This window comes from Citrobacter freundii complex sp. CFNIH4, from assembly GCF_002934505.1.
GTDB lineage: Bacteria > Pseudomonadota > Gammaproteobacteria > Enterobacterales > Enterobacteriaceae > Citrobacter > Citrobacter freundii.
On the sequence record NZ_CP026231.1, the window covers coordinates 3,796,088 to 3,812,165 of the forward strand.

Annotated in this window: 13 protein-coding genes and 2 tRNA genes; 1 reads left to right on the forward strand and 14 read right to left on the reverse strand. The window is 52.1% G+C overall.

Annotation, left to right across the window (positions count from 1 at the left end):
• Positions 1-134: 134 nt before the first annotated feature.
• The 11 genes from C2U41_RS19435 to C2U41_RS19480 all read right to left on the reverse strand — a co-directional run bounded on the left by C2U41_RS19435 (position 135) and on the right by C2U41_RS19480 (position 12,621).
• Positions 135-2,063, reverse strand: a complete 1,929-nt coding sequence (locus C2U41_RS19435; protein ID WP_003839970.1) for a DEAD/DEAH family ATP-dependent RNA helicase — start codon at positions 2,061-2,063, stop codon at positions 135-137.
• Positions 2,056-2,136: a protein YrbN gene (gene yrbN / locus C2U41_RS29360; RefSeq protein ID WP_010723222.1), complete on the reverse strand. Its 81-nt coding sequence runs from the start codon at positions 2,134-2,136 to the stop codon at positions 2,056-2,058. The genes C2U41_RS19435 and yrbN overlap by 8 nt, the downstream gene beginning before the upstream one ends.
• A 106-nt stretch (positions 2,137-2,242) precedes the next feature.
• Positions 2,243-3,127: a lipoprotein NlpI gene (gene nlpI, locus C2U41_RS19440; RefSeq protein ID WP_003024982.1), complete on the reverse strand. Its 885-nt coding sequence runs from the start codon at positions 3,125-3,127 to the stop codon at positions 2,243-2,245.
• A 109-nt stretch (positions 3,128-3,236) separates the two neighbouring features.
• A complete protein-coding gene (gene pnp / locus C2U41_RS19445) occupies positions 3,237-5,369 on the reverse strand; it encodes a polyribonucleotide nucleotidyltransferase (RefSeq protein WP_003024984.1) in 2,133 nt (710 codons plus the stop codon).
• Between the two features lie 246 nt (positions 5,370-5,615).
• The gene (gene rpsO, locus C2U41_RS19450; protein WP_000059465.1) at positions 5,616-5,885 is read right to left on the reverse strand and encodes a 30S ribosomal protein S15; all 270 of its coding nucleotides are present in this window, start codon (positions 5,883-5,885) and stop codon (positions 5,616-5,618) included.
• 273 nt (positions 5,886-6,158) lie between these two features.
• Entirely contained in the window at positions 6,159-7,103 is a 945-nt protein-coding gene (gene truB, locus C2U41_RS19455) for a tRNA pseudouridine(55) synthase TruB (protein WP_003024986.1), read from the reverse strand.
• Positions 7,103-7,507, reverse strand: a complete 405-nt coding sequence (gene rbfA / locus C2U41_RS19460) for a 30S ribosome-binding factor RbfA (protein WP_003024988.1) — start codon at positions 7,505-7,507, stop codon at positions 7,103-7,105. Before rbfA ends, truB begins: the two co-directional genes overlap by 1 nt.
• A gap of 146 nt (positions 7,508-7,653) precedes the next feature.
• Entirely contained in the window at positions 7,654-10,344 is a 2,691-nt protein-coding gene (gene infB / locus C2U41_RS19465; RefSeq protein ID WP_003844847.1) for a translation initiation factor IF-2, read from the reverse strand.
• Between the two features lie 24 nt (positions 10,345-10,368).
• On the reverse strand, positions 10,369-11,856 hold the full coding sequence (gene nusA / locus C2U41_RS19470) for a transcription termination factor NusA (RefSeq protein ID WP_003024992.1): 1,488 nt from the start codon (positions 11,854-11,856) through the stop codon (positions 10,369-10,371).
• A gap of 28 nt (positions 11,857-11,884) precedes the next feature.
• A complete protein-coding gene (gene rimP, locus C2U41_RS19475) occupies positions 11,885-12,337 on the reverse strand; it encodes a ribosome maturation factor RimP (RefSeq protein WP_003024996.1) in 453 nt (150 codons plus the stop codon).
• 207 nt (positions 12,338-12,544) lie between these two features.
• Positions 12,545-12,621 (reverse strand) — tRNA-Met (locus C2U41_RS19480).
• A 333-nt stretch (positions 12,622-12,954) separates the two neighbouring features.
• On the opposite strand from C2U41_RS19480, the gene argG reads away from it, so the two are divergent.
• Positions 12,955-14,298 (forward strand): argininosuccinate synthase, encoded by a 1,344-nt coding sequence (argG, locus tag C2U41_RS19485; protein WP_003024998.1) that lies wholly within the window; start codon positions 12,955-12,957, stop codon positions 14,296-14,298.
• 202 nt (positions 14,299-14,500) lie between these two features.
• On the opposite strand, the gene C2U41_RS19490 is transcribed toward argG, so the two are convergent.
• From C2U41_RS19490 to C2U41_RS19500, 3 genes are all read right to left on the reverse strand, one after another.
• Positions 14,501-14,587: transfer RNA gene (locus tag C2U41_RS19490), tRNA-Leu, on the reverse strand.
• Between the two features lie 9 nt (positions 14,588-14,596).
• Complete coding sequence (gene secG, locus C2U41_RS19495) at positions 14,597-14,929, reverse strand: preprotein translocase subunit SecG (protein WP_003025000.1); 333 nt, start codon at positions 14,927-14,929, stop codon at positions 14,597-14,599.
• Between the two features lie 167 nt (positions 14,930-15,096).
• Positions 15,097-15,990, reverse strand: a complete 894-nt coding sequence (locus C2U41_RS19500; RefSeq protein WP_008320638.1) for a LysR family transcriptional regulator — start codon at positions 15,988-15,990, stop codon at positions 15,097-15,099.
• Positions 15,991-16,078 lie beyond the last annotated feature (88 nt).

The window sequence follows — 16,078 nt, forward strand, 5'->3', positions numbered from 1 at the left end:
GCCATCTCTCCAGTCATTTATATTGTGACTACATCTCAATGTGCTGCACTGTACCAGTACATGAGTACAAATGAAACAAAAAAAGCCCCGATTGTTGAGATCGGGGCTGTATATATTACTTTACGCAGCGAAACTTATGCGTCACCGCCGAAACGACGACGACCAGCGGAGTCATCACGACGCGGTGCAGAAGAATCGTCACGACGCGGACCACGGTTGCCTTCACGACGTTCGCCGCTAAAACGACGACCATCGCCACGACCGCCTTCACGACGCTCACCGCTAAAGCCACGACCTTCACCGCGACCGCCTTCACGACGCTCACCGCTGAAACGGCCACCGCCACGACGCTCACCACCGGTGTGCGGAACTGCATCGCCAACCAACTGCATGTTCATCGGCTTGTTCAGGATGCGAGTACGGGTAAAGTGCTGCAGCACGTCGCCCGGCATACCTTTCGGCAGCTCGATGGTGGAGTGGGAAGCAAACAGCTTGATGTTACCGATGTAACGGCTACTGATATCGCCTTCGTTAGCAATCGCGCCAACGATATGACGAACTTCAACACCGTCATCACGGCCCACTTCAATGCGGTACAGCTGCATGTCACCAACGTCACGACGTTCACGACGCGGACGATCTTCACCACCACGGTCATTACGGTCACGAGGGCCACGATCGTTACGATCGCGCGGACCACGGTCATCACGATCGCGGAATTCGCGTTTCGGACGCATTGGTGCATCTGGCGGCAGGATCAGCGGACGTTCGCCCTGAGCCATTTTCAGCAGTGCGGCTGCCAGCGTTTCGATATCCAGCTCTTCTTCCGGCTGCATTTTCGCCAGCAGAGCACGGTACTGATCCAGATCGCTGCTTTCCAACTGCTGCTGTACTTTAGCGGCGAATTTTTCCAGACGGCGTTTGCCCAGCAGTTCTGCGTTCGGCAGTTCTACTTCCGGAATCGTCAGCTTCATGGTGCGTTCGATGTTACGCAGCAGACGACGCTCACGGTTCTCAACGAACAGCAGCGCACGGCCAGCACGACCCGCACGACCGGTACGGCCGATACGGTGAACGTAAGACTCGGAATCCATCGGGATGTCGTAGTTAACAACCAGGCTGATACGCTCAACGTCCAGGCCACGGGCCGCAACGTCGGTAGCAATCAGGATATCCAGGCGGCCATCTTTCAGACGTTCCAGAGTCTGCTCACGCAGGGACTGGTTCATGTCGCCGTTCAGTGCAGCGCTGCTATAACCGCTACGCTCCAGCGCTTCTGCCACTTCCAGGGTCGCATTTTTGGTACGAACGAAGATAATCGCCGCATCAAAATCTTCTGCTTCCAGGAAACGCACCAGCGCTTCATTTTTACGCATGCCCCACACAGTCCAGTAGCTCTGGCTGATGTCAGGACGGGTGGTAACGCTGGACTGAATGCGTACTTCCTGCGGCTCTTTCATAAAGCGACGGGTAATACGACGAATCGCTTCCGGCATGGTTGCAGAGAACAGAGCGGTCTGATGACCTTCCGGGATCTGCGCCATGATGGTTTCAACGTCTTCGATGAAGCCCATACGCAGCATTTCGTCAGCTTCGTCCAGTACCAGACCGCTCAGTTTGGAGAGGTCCAGAGTCCCGCGCTTCAGGTGATCCAGCAGACGGCCCGGCGTACCGACGACGATCTGTGGTCCCTGACGCAGGGCACGTAATTGCACGTCATAACGCTGGCCGCCGTACAGGGCAACCACATTCACGCCGCGCATGTGTTTAGAGAAATCCGTCATGGCTTCTGCTACCTGAACCGCCAGTTCGCGGGTCGGTGCCAGCACCAGAATCTGAGGTGCCTTCAGCTCAGGATCAAGATTGTTGAGCAGCGGTAAAGAGAACGCTGCAGTTTTGCCGCTACCTGTCTGGGCCATACCCAGAACATCGCGGCCGCCCAGCAGATGCGGAATGCACTCTGCCTGGATTGGAGATGGTTTTTCGTAACCCAGATCGTTAAGGGCTTCAAGGATAGGAGCCTTCAGGCCCAGATCTGCAAAAGTGGTTTCGAATTCAGCCATGTAGTACGTGTGCCTCAAAATTAATGGCGGCCAGTCTACATAACTCATCATGAAATTGATCTGCAATTTTCATTGAAAAGTGTGAACCGGCTCAAAGTAGGTGTATTAACGAACAACAACGCCCTCACCCGTGAAGGTGATGGCAATCAAAAAAGATTACGGGCTGATGTGTACGTCAGCTATTGCTGGTCCGATTCTGCCAGGTCATCTTGGTCCTGGCCCAGGAGCGATAATTCCAACAATGCGTATCGGTGCTCGACAAAGTTATGAACGTTGTTAGCCACCGCCAGTTTGAACAATGCCGTAGCGTTGTCCAAATCCCCCAGACTTAGGTAGTACTTACCTAAATAGAAGTTGGTTTCACTGAGATGCTCAGCGAGCGAGGTGTTATCCGTTGCGTCCGCCTTCAGGCGTTCCATCAGCGTTGCTTCACTAATGTTGCCCAGGTAGAACTCGACAATGTTCCATCCCCATTGCTCTTTATCCGATTTCTCAAAGCGTTGCTTCAACGCTTCTTTAGCCTGCTTCTCATCGAGCTTCTGCTCGGCAAGATAAAGCCACAGACTACGGAAAGGATCATTGGGATCGTCTTGATAAAACGCTAGCAGATCATCTTGCGCTAACTTGTCGCGACCGCCGTAATACAATGCGATACCGCGATTTAAGTGCGCGTAGTTGTAAGTTGGATCAAGCTCAAGTACAGAATCAAACGCTTCATAGGCAGCATCAAAATTGCCTGCCTGCGTTAAATATATACCTAAGTAATTGAATACTTCAGGCATATCTGGTCGGATTGCCAGCGCTTGTGAAAAATCATTTCGCGCCAGTGCCCTCAGACCGAGACTATCATACAACACTCCGCGCTCATATAAAAGCTGTGCGCGTTCGTCATCGGTTAAAGCCCGACTGGCAAGAATTTGTTCCATACGTGCCAGAATCACTTCCTGCTGCAAAGTCGGTTGCAATGGTACTGCGAGGACTTCACTCTTTCGCCAGGCGGAATTACTGCATCCAGCCAGCGTGAGTGCTGTCGCAACGAAACACCAGCGCAAAAAAGGCTTCATTTCCCACTCCCGAAGACAACGATTGAATGAACGTCCAGGTTCCCCGGTTGCTAACAAGGCATCCTGCCGGGTTAAAGGCCCTCCGCTTTCACGGAGGGCAATGGCAACCTTACTCGCCCTGGCTTGCCGGAGCTTCCGGTTCGCCTGCAGGCTGAGACTGCTCAGTTGCTTCTTTAATGCTCAGACGTACACGGCCCTGGCGATCAACTTCCAGAACTTTGACCGGTACTTCCTGGCCCATCTGCAGGTAGTCGGTCACTTTCTCAACGCGCTTATCAGCGATCTGAGAGATGTGTACCAGACCTTCTTTACCGCCACCGATGGCAACGAATGCGCCAAAGTCAACGATACGGGTCACTTTACCATTGTAGATACGGCCTACTTCGATCTCTGCGGTGATCTCTTCGATACGACGGATAGCATATTTCGCTTTTTCGCCGTCAGTCGCAGCAATCTTCACGGTACCATCATCTTCGATTTCAATGGTGGTGCCGGTTTCTTCGGTCAGAGCACGGATAACAGAACCGCCTTTACCGATAACGTCTTTGATCTTGTCCGGGCTGATCTTGATGGTGTGGATACGCGGAGCAAATTCAGAGATATCGCCACGCGGTGCGTTGATCGCTTGTTCCATCACACCCAGGATGTGCAGACGCGCACCTTTAGCCTGGTTCAGAGCAACCTGCATGATCTCTTTGGTGATACCTTCAATTTTGATATCCATCTGCAGTGCAGAGATACCGTCGCGGGAACCCGCCACTTTGAAGTCCATATCGCCCAGGTGGTCTTCGTCGCCCAGGATGTCAGACAGAACAACAAAGTTGTCGCCTTCTTTCACCAGCCCCATCGCGATACCCGCAACGGCGGCTTTGATCGGCACGCCTGCGTCCATCAGCGCCAGGGAAGCACCACATACGGAAGCCATGGAAGAAGAACCGTTAGATTCGGTGATTTCAGAAACCACACGAACGGTGTACGGGAATTTATCCAGTTCCGGCATTACTGCCAGTACGCCACGTTTCGCCAGACGGCCGTGACCAATCTCACGACGCTTCGGAGAACCGACCATACCGGTTTCACCTACGCAGTACGGAGGGAAGTTGTAGTGGAACAGGAAGTTGTCAGTGCGCTCGCCCATCAGTTCGTCAAGGTTCTGCGCATCACGAGTGGTGCCCAGGGTCGCAGTAACCAGCGCCTGAGTTTCGCCACGGGTGAACAGTGCGGAGCCGTGGGTACGCGGCAGAACGCCAGTACGCACGTCCAGACCACGGATCATGTCTTTTTCACGGCCATCGATGCGCGGCTCGCCTGCCAGTACGCGGCTACGAACAACGTTTTTCTCGATAGCATGCAGAATTTCACCCAGTTCGTTAGCATCCAGGGTTTCGTCTTCAGCCACCAGAGTCGCGATGGTTTCAGATTTGATTACGTCAACCTGAGCATAACGCTCTTGTTTGTCGGTGATGCGGTAAGCATCGCTCAGGCGAGCTTCTGCCAGTGCGGCAACGCGTGCGTTCAGCGCTTCGTTGACGGCTTCTGGCTGCCAGTCCCAACGCGGTTTGCCAGCTTCTTTCGCCAGCTCGTTGATAGCCTGAATCACAACCTGCTGCTGTTCGTGACCGAACACAACAGCACCCAGCATCTGATCTTCGCTCAGCAGTTCTGCTTCGGATTCAACCATCAGTACGGCTGCTTCAGTACCCGCAACAACCAGGTCCAGCTTGCTTTCTTTCAGTTCGTCCTGAGTCGGGTTCAGTACGTACTGGTCATTGATGTAACCAACACGTGCAGCACCGATCGGGCCGTTGAATGGAATACCAGACAGAGTCAGCGCAGCAGATGCACCAATCATTGCCACGATGTCCGGGTTAACCTGCGGGTTAACGGAAACAACGGTCGCGATAACCTGAACTTCGTTAACGAAGCCTTCCGGGAACAGCGGGCGAACTGGGCGGTCAATCAGACGCGCGATCAGGGTTTCGCCTTCGCTCGGACGGCCTTCACGACGGAAGAAGCTACCCGGGATACGGCCAGCAGCGTAGGTACGCTCCTGATAGTTAACGGTCAGCGGGAAAAAGTCCTGGCCTGGTTTCGCTTTTTTCTGGCCAACAACGGTAACGAATACCGCGGTGTCATCCATGCTAACCATAACAGCGGCAGTCGCCTGACGCGCCATCATGCCGGTTTCCAGCGTAACGGTATGCTGACCGTACTGGAATTTACGAACGATCGGATTAAGCAAAATAATATCCTTTCTCTATTTTTTTGACGGCACATTTTGCGCCATCGTTAATACCCGATCTTCTGCGCATCCTCGCGACTAATGACAACCCTAACCCATAAGCATGAGTAAAGCCTCTCATTAGCCGCGCGAACCTCTGCAACGGAAGATCATTCATAGCAACAATACATTAGTTTCCAGCGAATTGCTGCCATCTGCTGGAAAAAAGGGGCCATGAAGGCCCCCTCTTTCTGAAACTCGAAAGAATTAGCGACGCAGACCCAGACGCTCGATCAGCGCGGTGTAACGTGCAACATCTTTACGTTTCAGGTAGTCGAGCAGTTTACGACGCTGAGAAACCATGCGCAGCAGACCACGACGGCTGTGGTGATCTTTTTTGTGCTCTGCAAAGTGGCCCTGCAGGTGGTTAATCTGTGCAGTCAACAGTGCAACCTGAACATCGGTAGAACCGGTGTCGTTTGCATCACGACCAAACTCAGAAACGATTTTAGCGGTAGCTTCAGTACTTAGAGACATTTTAAAACTCCAAAGTGTTAAGAATGAAAGGATGCCGATCTCTAATTCAGCTATCCCAGTGTATACACTTTATCCTTCAAACTGACTCTGCGTTGGCTGCGTCCGCTCACCTCAGTCACTTACCTAAGTAAGCTCCTGAGAATTCTCAGACTTGCCGCCTTGATGCAGCTCGAATGATTTTGTGTATACGTCGCGTAGATTGTTAAACAATTTACGCGACGTTAAGCGGCAGTATTCTACTCGCAGCGCCCTTTTATCGCAAGACAGAGAGCGCTATGCAGGATACTCAACCACCAGGCGACGGGGGGCGACACGACCTTCATCGTCCATCTCCCCCATGCCGATAAACTTGCCGTCATCGCCTTCCGTCACGCGGACCAGCCCTTCCAGCGGCGCACCTGACGTCCGTACCGGGTTACCATTTTTAAAGTAAACCGAGGATGTTAAAGGCAAATTAACAACAGGATAGTCCGATGCTGGACTGTCCATTGGCATCAGCAAAGGATCAAGCAGCTGTGCCGCCGGAATGTTCTGCTGCTCGGCCTGTTCAACCAGCTCACGCAGATGTTCCAGCGTCACCATTCGATCCACCGGATACTTGCTGACCGTCAAACGACGCAGATACGTGACGTGCGCGCCGCAGCCCAACTTCTCACCCAGATCGTCAACAATGGTGCGAATATAGGTGCCTTTGGAACAGTGAACTTCCAGCTCCAGTTCGTTACCTTCGTGACGGATAAACAGCAGCTCATAGACGGTAATCGGTCGCGCTTCACGCGGCACTTCAATACCCTGACGCGCATATTCGTACAGCTTCTTACCCTGATACTTCAGCGCCGAATACATTGACGGGATCTGCTCGATATCGCCGCGGAAAGTTTCCAGCGCGCTCGCCAGTTGTTCTGCGGTGAAGGTTACCGGACGCTCCTGCACGATTTGCCCATCGGCATCGGAAGTGTCTGTACGCTGGCCCAGACGGGCAACCACACGATAGCGTTTGTCAGAATCCAGCAAATACTGTGAAAACTTAGTCGCTTCACCGAGGCAGATAGGCAGCATGCCTGTCGCCAGCGGATCCAGTGCGCCGGTATGTCCTGCGCGATTGGCATTGTAGATGCGTTTTACTTTTTGCAGTACATCATTGCTGGACATGCCCTGCGGCTTATCCAGCAGCAGGACACCGTGAATGTCGCGACCACGACGACGAGGACGACTCATCAGTCCTCCTTGCTGTCGTCCGCTGGGTTCACACGACGCTCATCGTCATGTTTCACCACGCTGGTCACCAGGTTGGACATGCGCATCCCTTCAACCAACGAGTTGTCGTAGAAGAAGGTCAGCTCAGGCACGATACGCAGACGCATGGCTTTACCCAGCAGAGAACGGATAAAACCAGAGGCTTCCTGCAGTGCCTTGATGCCGTTTTTCACAGCAGCTTCGTCCTGATCGTTGAGGAAAGTCACGAATACTTTGGCATATGCCAGATCACGAGACATCTCAACACCCGATACGGTGGTCATCATGCCAACACGCGGGTCTTTGATTTCGCGTTGCAGGATAAGTGCGATCTCTTTCTGCATCTCTTGCGCGACACGCTGCGGGCGACCAAATTCTTTCGCCATAATAAATTCTCCAGAATAAAGACAAAAAAGGGGCTATCAGCCCCTTTTTAAATTTCTTGCCGGGTGGCGCTTCGCTTACCCGGCCTACACCTAATCATCTTCTAAGGATTTTGGGCTGCAAATTGCGGCCCAAAAGACGACGAAGATTAAGCGATAGTACGTTGGATTTCGATAATCTCGAACACTTCGATCATATCGCCAACGCGAACGTCGTTGTAGTTCTTAACGCCGATACCACATTCCATGCCGTTACGGACTTCGTTAACGTCATCTTTGAAGCGACGCAGGGATTCCAGCTCGCCTTCATAGATAACCACGTTGTCGCGCAGAACGCGGATTGGGTTGTGACGTTTAATCGTGCCTTCGGTAACCATACAGCCTGCGATAGCGCCGAATTTCGGTGATTTGAACACATCACGAACTTCAGCCAGACCAATGATCTGCTGTTTCAGCTCCGGAGACAGCATGCCGCTCATCGCTGCTTTCACTTCGTCGATCAGATGATAGATGACGGAGTAGTAACGCAGATCCAGGCTTTCAGATTCGATAACTTTACGTGCAGAGGCATCAGCACGGACGTTGAAGCCAACCAGAATCGCGTTGGATGCCGCAGCCAGGGTCGCGTCGGTTTCGGTGATACCACCTACGCCAGAACCGATGATCTTCACTTTGACTTCGTCGGTAGACAGTTTCAGTAAAGAGTCGGAAATCGCTTCTACAGAACCCTGAACGTCAGCCTTCAGGACGACGTTCACTTCGTGAACTTCGCCTTCGGTCATGTTAGCGAACATGTTCTCGAGTTTAGATTTCTGCTGACGAGCCAGTTTAACTTCACGGAATTTGCCCTGACGATACAGTGCAACTTCACGGGCTTTCTTCTCGTCACGAACGACAGTAACTTCGTCACCTGCAGCCGGAACACCGGACAGACCGAGGATTTCCACCGGAATGGACGGACCTGCTTCCAGTACTTCCTGACCCAGTTCGTTACGCATAGCACGAACGCGACCGTATTCGAAGCCACACAGTACGATGTCGCCTTTGTGCAGCGTACCTTCACGCACCAGTACGGTAGCAACCGGACCACGACCTTTATCCAGGAAGGATTCGATAACCGCACCGCTCGCCATACCTTTACGCACAGCTTTCAGTTCCAGTACTTCGGCCTGCAGCAGGATAGCGTCCAGCAGCTCGTCGATACCGGTACCCGCTTTCGCAGAAACGTGAACGAATTGGCTCTCGCCGCCCCACTCTTCCGGCATGATGCCGTACTGGGACAGTTCGTTTTTAACGCGATCCGGATCCGCTTCCGGCTTATCGATTTTGTTGACTGCAACCACCACCGGTACACCCGCCGCTTTCGCGTGCTGGATAGCTTCGATGGTCTGCGGCATCACGCCGTCGTCTGCTGCAACAACCAGAACAACGATATCCGTTGCCTGAGCACCACGAGCACGCATGGAGGTAAACGCGGCGTGACCCGGGGTATCCAGGAAGGTGATCATACCGTTGTCAGTTTCAACGTGGTACGCACCGATGTGCTGAGTAATGCCGCCTGCTTCGCCAGAGGCCACTTTCGTAGAACGAATGTAGTCCAGCAGAGAGGTTTTACCGTGGTCAACGTGACCCATGATGGTCACAACTGGTGCGCGCGGTTCAGCCGCAGCACCGGTGTCACGGTCGCTCATTACCGCTTCTTCCAGCTCGTTTTCACGACGCAGGATAACTTTGTGGCCCATCTCTTCGGCAACCAGCTGTGCGGTTTCCTGGTCGATGACCTGGTTAATGGTAGCCATTGCGCCCAGTTTCATCATCGCTTTGATGACCTGAGAGCCTTTAACTGCCATTTTGTTCGCCAGATCGCCAACGGTGATGGTTTCGCCGATCACAACGTCACGGTTAACGGCCTGAGCTGGCTTCTGGAAGCCCTGCTGCAGAGCGGAACCTTTACGCTGCTTACCGCCTTTACCGCCGCGAACCGCTGCACGTGCTTCCTCACGGTCAGCTTTAGATTCAGCGTGTTTGTTGCCTTTCTTCGCCGGACGCGCTGCTTTAGTGCTGCGAGTACGACCACGACCGCCTTCGACTTCACGATCGTTCTCGTCTTCAGCCTGGCGAGCATGCTGAGAAGTGGTGACGTGATAATCGCTGGTGTCTTCGACAGGTTCAACGTTATTCACACCATTTTTCTCGTTTTCTTCCGCCATACGGCGAGCTTCTTCCGCTACGCGGCGCGCTTCTTCTTCAAGCTTGCGACGTGCTTCTTCTTCCGCTTTACGCTTCAGTTCTGCGGCTTCATTTTCACGGCGGGCTTTTTCGGCCTGGGCGGTTTTAGTCATATCGTCGGTCTGTTGATTGCTCACTTTGTCTTTTTCCGCAGCTTCACGTTTCGCTTTATCAGCGGCTTCACGCTTAGCTTGTTCTGCGGCCTCACGTTCGGCTTTTTGTTGCGCCTCGCGTTTGGCAGCTTCTTCTGCCTCACGACGGGCTTGCTCTTCCGCTTCACGCTGCGCCTGCTCTTCCGCGGCAAGGCGTTCAGCCTCTTGCGGATCGCGTTTCACAAAGGTGCGTGTCTTGCGGACTTCGATTTGTACCGATTTGCTTTTTCCACCGGTACCTGGAATATTGAGAGTACTGCGCGTTTTACGCTGCAATGTCAACTTATCCGGCGCTGAGCCGTTTTCACGGTTCAAATGCGCCAGTAAGGTTTGTTTCTCTTGTGCGGACACAGAGTCGTCAGCAGACTTCGGGATACCGGCATCAGCAAATTGCTGTACCAGGCGATCCACGGAAGTCTGTATCTCTGCAGCCAGCGTTTTTACGGTTACATCTGTCATACTGTTCCTTCCTGCTACAGTTTATTACGCTTCGTCGCCGAACCAGCAAATATTACGGGCAGCCATAATCAGCTCACCGGCTTTTTCGTCGGTCAACCCTTCGATATCAGCCAGATCATCAATGCCCTGTTCAGCGAGATCTTCCAGCGTACAAACACCACGGGCCGCCAGTTTGAAGGCCATCTCACGATCCAATCCTTCCAGATTCAGCAGATCGTCAGCCGGTTTGTTATCACCGAGGCTTTCTTCCTGGGCCAGTGCCAGAGTGGTCAGTGCGTTTTTAGCACGCTCGCGCAGCGCTTCAACGGTCTGTTCATCCAGGCCGTCAATTTCCAGCAGCTCTTTCATTGGCACGTAGGCCAGTTCTTCCAGCGTCGCAAAACCTTCTTCCACCAGAACGGTCGCGAAATCTTCATCGATATCGAGATATTTGGTGAAGGTATCGATGGCTGCATGTGCTTCAGCCTGATGCTTCGCCTGCAGGTCATCAACGGTCATCACGTTGAGTTCCCAACCGCTCAGTTGTGAAGCCAGGCGGACGTTCTGACCATTACGTCCAATCGCCTGAGCCAGGTTACCGGCTTCAACCGCGATATCCATGGTGTGCTTGTCTTCATCCACCACGATAGAAGCAACGTCTGCTGGCGCCATTGCGTTAATCACGAACTGTGCCGGGTTATCATCCCACAGGACGATATCGATACGCTCGCCGCCCAGTTCGGTAGAAACCGCCTGAACGCGCGCACCGCGCATACCAACACAGGCGCCGACCGGATCAATACGCTTGTCGTTGGTCTTAACGGCGATTTTCGCACGCGATCCCGGATCACGGGCAGCCGCTTTAATTTCGATAACTTCTTCGCCAATTTCCGGTACTTCAATGCGGAACAGCTCAATCAGCATTTCCGGTTTGGAACGGGTTACAAACAGCTGCGCACCGCGCGCTTCCGGGCGTACAGAGTACAGAACACCACGAATACGGTCACCTGGGCGGAAGTTTTCACGCGGGAGCATGTCTTCACGCAGGATAACAGCTTCAGCATTGCTGCCCAGATCCAGAGAAATGTTGTCGCGGTTTACTTTCTTTACCACACCGGTGACGATTTCGCCTTCGTGTTCGCGGAACTGATCGACAACCATTGCGCGTTCAGCTTCACGTACTTTCTGTACGATAACCTGTTTCGCGGTCTGGGTGGTGATACGGTCAAAGGTGACAGATTCAATCTGATCTTCAACATATTCGCCCACGTTCAGACTTTCGTCTTCGAAGCGTGCCGCTTCCAGCGTAATTTCTTTGGTCGGCTGAGTAACTTCTTCTACGATTACCCAACGACGGAAGGTATCGAAATCACCGCTTTTACGATCGATTTCTACGCGAACGTCGATCTCTTGCTCATATTTTTTCTTTGTTGCTGTAGCCAGCGCACTTTCCAGTGCTTCAAAAATTTTCTCGCGTGGCAGCGCTTTTTCGTTGGATACGGCTTCAACAACAGCCAAAATTTCTTTGTTCATCGCGGGCTTTTCACCTCAATCCAGACTGTTAAAAGTGGGGAACCAGGTTCGCCTTCTGGATATTACTCAGCGCGAACACTTCATCTTTGCCTTCGACTGTGACCGTGATCATCTCACCGTCCACCGCTTTGATAACGCCCTGCCATTTACGACGGTTTTGTACCGCCATACGAAGAACCAGCGTGACTTCTTCACCCAGGAAACGCACGTAGTGTTCAGCTGTGAACAGAGGACGGTCGAGACCCGGAGAGGAGACTTCCAGGTTATAGGCAACGGTGATTGGGTCTTCGACATCCATCACGGCGCTTACCTGATGGCTCACATCAGCACAATCATCAACATTGATGCCATCTTCACTATCAATATAGATGCGCAGTGTGGATGTGCGACCACGAATAAATTCGATGCCGACCAGTTCGTAGCCCAGGGCTTCAACTGGCGCTGTAATCATCTCTGTTAATTTTTGCTCTAATGTGGACAAGCCCACCCCCAAGACATAAAAAAAGGGCCTAAAGCCCAGTTATTCTGTAGTCAGATAACAAAAAACCCCGATAAATCGGGGCTTTAGATAACTGAACCCTATAACCGCACCTGCGGTTCGGAGAACCTTCCGAAAGAATTTTTTTCAAATCCAGCTACGAAGGCCTAAGTCTTCACAGTATATTTGAAAAAGAACTCTAAGGGAAAGTGGTTGCGGGGGCCGGATTTGAACCGACGACCTTCGGGTTATGAGCCCGACGAGCTACCAGGCTGCTCCACCCCGCGCCTGAAACGTGGCAAATTTTACTCGTTTTGGGTAAAAAATGCAAATACTGCTGGGATTTGGTACCGAGGACGGGACGTAAAATCTGCGCACAGTATATTGATTCACTATGCGTTATGTCAACCTTGTTACGACTATGCAAATCAATGAATGCTGCCCAGCGCTAGCCCAGCAAGATAAATATGCCACCCACGCCGTTATTTAACGAAATTATCACTAAACTCTTCCTGTCATCCAGAAAAGATGATTAAATGAAAACTCATTTATTTTGCATAAAAATGCAATTAGCATAATAAGCGACCTCTTCACCAGTCTATCAAGCAGGGTTTTATTTTATGACGACGATTCTCAAGCATCTCCCGGTAGGTCAACGTATTGGTATCGCTTTTTCCGGCGGCCTGGACACCAGTGCAGCACTGCTGTGGATGCGACAAAAAGGGGCTGTCCCATATGCATATACTGCGAATTTGGGCCAGCCGGATGAGGATGACTATGACGCCATTCCTCGCCGTGCAATGGAATATGGTGCTGAGAATGCTCGCCTGGTAGATTGCCGTAAGCAGCTCGTTGCCGAAGGGATCGCTGCCATTCAGTGCGGAGCATTCCACAACACCACTGGCGGACTGACCTACTTCAATACCACCCCGCTGGGCCGTGCCGTGACCGGCACCATGCTGGTTGCCGCCATGAAAGAAGATGGCGTAAATATCTGGGGTGACGGTAGCACCTATAAAGGTAACGATATTGAACGTTTCTATCGTTACGGTCTGCTGACCAACGCCGAACTGCAGATTTATAAACCATGGCTGGATACCGATTTTATCGATGAACTCGGCGGTCGCCATGAGATGTCCGAATTTATGATTGCCTGTGGTTTCGACTACAAGATGTCCGTTGAGAAAGCGTACTCAACAGACTCCAATATGCTCGGGGCGACCCACGAAGCAAAAGATCTGGAATTCCTGAACTCAAGCGTCAAAATCGTCAACCCAATTATGGGCGTGAAGTTCTGGGATGAGAGCGTGAAGATCCCGGCAGAAGAAGTGACTGTGCGTTTTGAACAGGGTCATCCGGTTGCACTGAACGGTAAAACCTTCAGCGACGACGTTGAGATGATGCTGGAAGCCAACCGTATCGGCGGCCGTCACGGTCTGGGTATGAGCGATCAGATTGAAAACCGCATCATTGAAGCGAAGAGCCGTGGCATCTACGAAGCCCCGGGGATGGCATTGTTACATATCGCATACGAGCGTTTGCTGACCGGTATTCACAACGAGGATACCATCGAGCAGTATCACGCACATGGTCGCCAGCTTGGTCGTCTGCTGTATCAGGGTCGCTGGTTCGACTCTCAGGCGCTGATGCTGCGTGACGGTCTGCAGCGTTGGGTTGCCAGCCAGATTACCGGTGAAGTGACGCTGGAACTGCGCCGTGGTAATGACTACTCGATCCTCAACACCGTATCTGACAATCTGACTTATAAACCAGAACGTCTGACGATGGAAAAAGGCGATTCCGTATTCTCTCCGGACGACCGTATCGGTCAGTTAACCATGCGTAATCTGGATATCACCGATACCCGCGAGAAGCTGTTCGGCTATGCGCAGTCTGGTCTGCTGACCGCTTCTTCCACAACCGGCCTGCCGCAGGTTGAGAATCTGGAAAATAAGGCGAAGTAAAGATACACCATCTTAAGGCCGCGAAAGCGGCCTTTTTTATGTGCAGAATATAGCTCTGCGGCCCTGTAGGTCGGATAAGGCGTTTACGCCGCCATCCGACATTATTACAACGCCTGATGGCGCTACGCTTATCCGACCTACAGGACAGCCACAAATAACAGACGAAAAAAAAGACGCTTTGCAGCGTCTTTTTTTTGGAATTTGGTACCGAGGATGGGACTCGAACCCACAAGCCCGTTAGGGCACTACCACCTCAAGGTAGCGTGTCTACCAATTCCACCACCTCGGTACAGAATACTTAGCGTGGGATATCGCTGGTCGGCTGAGCCGGAGCAGCTGGCTGAGTTTGCTCGGTTTTCGCCGGTGCGCTCAGATTTTCCCACTCACTTCCTTTATTGGTCTTGTTGCTGTTCATGTTACCCAGCACCAGACTGATAATGAAGAACAAGGTTCCCAATACAGCTGTCATACGGGTCATGAAGTTACCAGAACCACTTGAACCAAACAGAGTACCAGAAGCGCCTGCGCCAAAAGAGGCTCCCATATCAGCGCCTTTGCCTTGCTGCAGCATGATCAAGCCTACCAGGCCAATTGCCACAATAAGGAAAACTACTAAAAGAGCTTCGTGCATAATCAACCTGTTCCTTGCGGAGTTGCCGCGTACAATGCTTCGACCATTAAAGCGGGAATATTTACTGTTTCCCACTGAAGCGGGTGTGAATACTAACCAAAGCGAATAACCTTCGCAAGGGCAATTTGTTAGCATTGTATCAACTGCAGAAAAAATCGCCACATCAATCAAAAACGCAGCAACTTCTCCCAGCATCTCTGCATGACGGCGCGTTGATCGTCAAGATTCGCCCATACCACAACAGGGATTTCACAAATCAGATCTGCATTTTGTGGCCAGCAGTGAATAATTTGCTGATTCACCAACTCTTCCGCCACCATCGATTCAGGTAACCAGGCCATTCCCATATGACGCAACACCATTTCTCGTATCGTTTCGCTTAAACCACTCTCAAACACTTTTTTCAACCGTGGTCGCACTCGTTGTTCTGCAAGATCAATAATACGTCTGACAAAGGTATAGTCGCTGTAACATAGCCAGGGGATCGGGGTATGCGGATCGTCAAGCGTATCCACCAACTGTGCAGAAATCACAGGAATAAATCGCTCATACCGCCATAGTGAACGTTTTAACCCTCCGGCAATCTCCAGCCCTGGTTGTGAAGAGGGTAAATCGTAAGTCACCAGCATATCAATTTGCCGGTTTATCAGGGCATTGAAGTGGTTGTCTATCCCCTGGATACTGGCGTTTACCGTAAAGTTTAGCTGCGGCTCACTCTGCCGCAGGTAGTTGATCATATCCGGCAGGATATTCACCGACAGCGTATGCAGGCTGACCATCACCAGCGTGTTATCCGTTGCTGGCGTCATCGCCGACAGCTCATGGCGTGCCTCTGTTAACGTACTGAGGACGTGCCGGGCATAAGGTTCAAAGCGTTCACCATAGCGCGTCAGCGTGACGGGGGTCGTTGTCCGATCAAACAAAGGCACGCCCAGCACCTCTTCCAGCGCCTTTATACGCCGACTCAGCGCAGGTTGAGTAATATGCCGCTGCGCCGCGGCCTGAGAGTAGTTTCCATGCTGGCTCAAGGCCAGAAAATCTTCCAGCCACTTACAATCCACGTTGTGCTCTCCGCCATGCCATAACCGCATCCTCCAATAACAAATCGGTAATAGTCATAGTTATAGTAATGGCTTTATGGTGGGCATC

Excerpts from the sequence above, each read along its gene's own strand:
- C2U41_RS19435 (WP_003839970.1), bottom strand. The coding sequence starts at position 2,063 with ATGGCTGAATTCGAAACCACTTTTGCAGATCTGGGCCTGAAGGCTCCT.
- yrbN (WP_010723222.1), bottom strand. The coding sequence starts at position 2,136 with ATGAAAATTGCAGATCAATTTCATGATGAGTTATGTAGACTGGCCGCC.
- nlpI (WP_003024982.1), bottom strand. The coding sequence starts at position 3,127 with ATGAAGCCTTTTTTGCGCTGGTGTTTCGTTGCGACAGCACTCACGCTG.
- rpsO (WP_000059465.1), bottom strand. The coding sequence starts at position 5,885 with ATGTCTCTAAGTACTGAAGCTACCGCTAAAATCGTTTCTGAGTTTGGT.
- truB (WP_003024986.1), bottom strand. The coding sequence starts at position 7,103 with ATGAGTCGTCCTCGTCGTCGTGGTCGCGACATTCACGGTGTCCTGCTG.
- rbfA (WP_003024988.1), bottom strand. The coding sequence starts at position 7,507 with ATGGCGAAAGAATTTGGTCGCCCGCAGCGTGTCGCGCAAGAGATGCAG.
- infB (WP_003844847.1), bottom strand. The coding sequence starts at position 10,344 with ATGACAGATGTAACCGTAAAAACGCTGGCTGCAGAGATACAGACTTCC.
- nusA (WP_003024992.1), bottom strand. The coding sequence starts at position 11,856 with ATGAACAAAGAAATTTTGGCTGTTGTTGAAGCCGTATCCAACGAAAAA.
- argG (WP_003024998.1), top strand. The coding sequence starts at position 12,955 with ATGACGACGATTCTCAAGCATCTCCCGGTAGGTCAACGTATTGGTATC.
- secG (WP_003025000.1), bottom strand. The coding sequence starts at position 14,929 with ATGCACGAAGCTCTTTTAGTAGTTTTCCTTATTGTGGCAATTGGCCTG.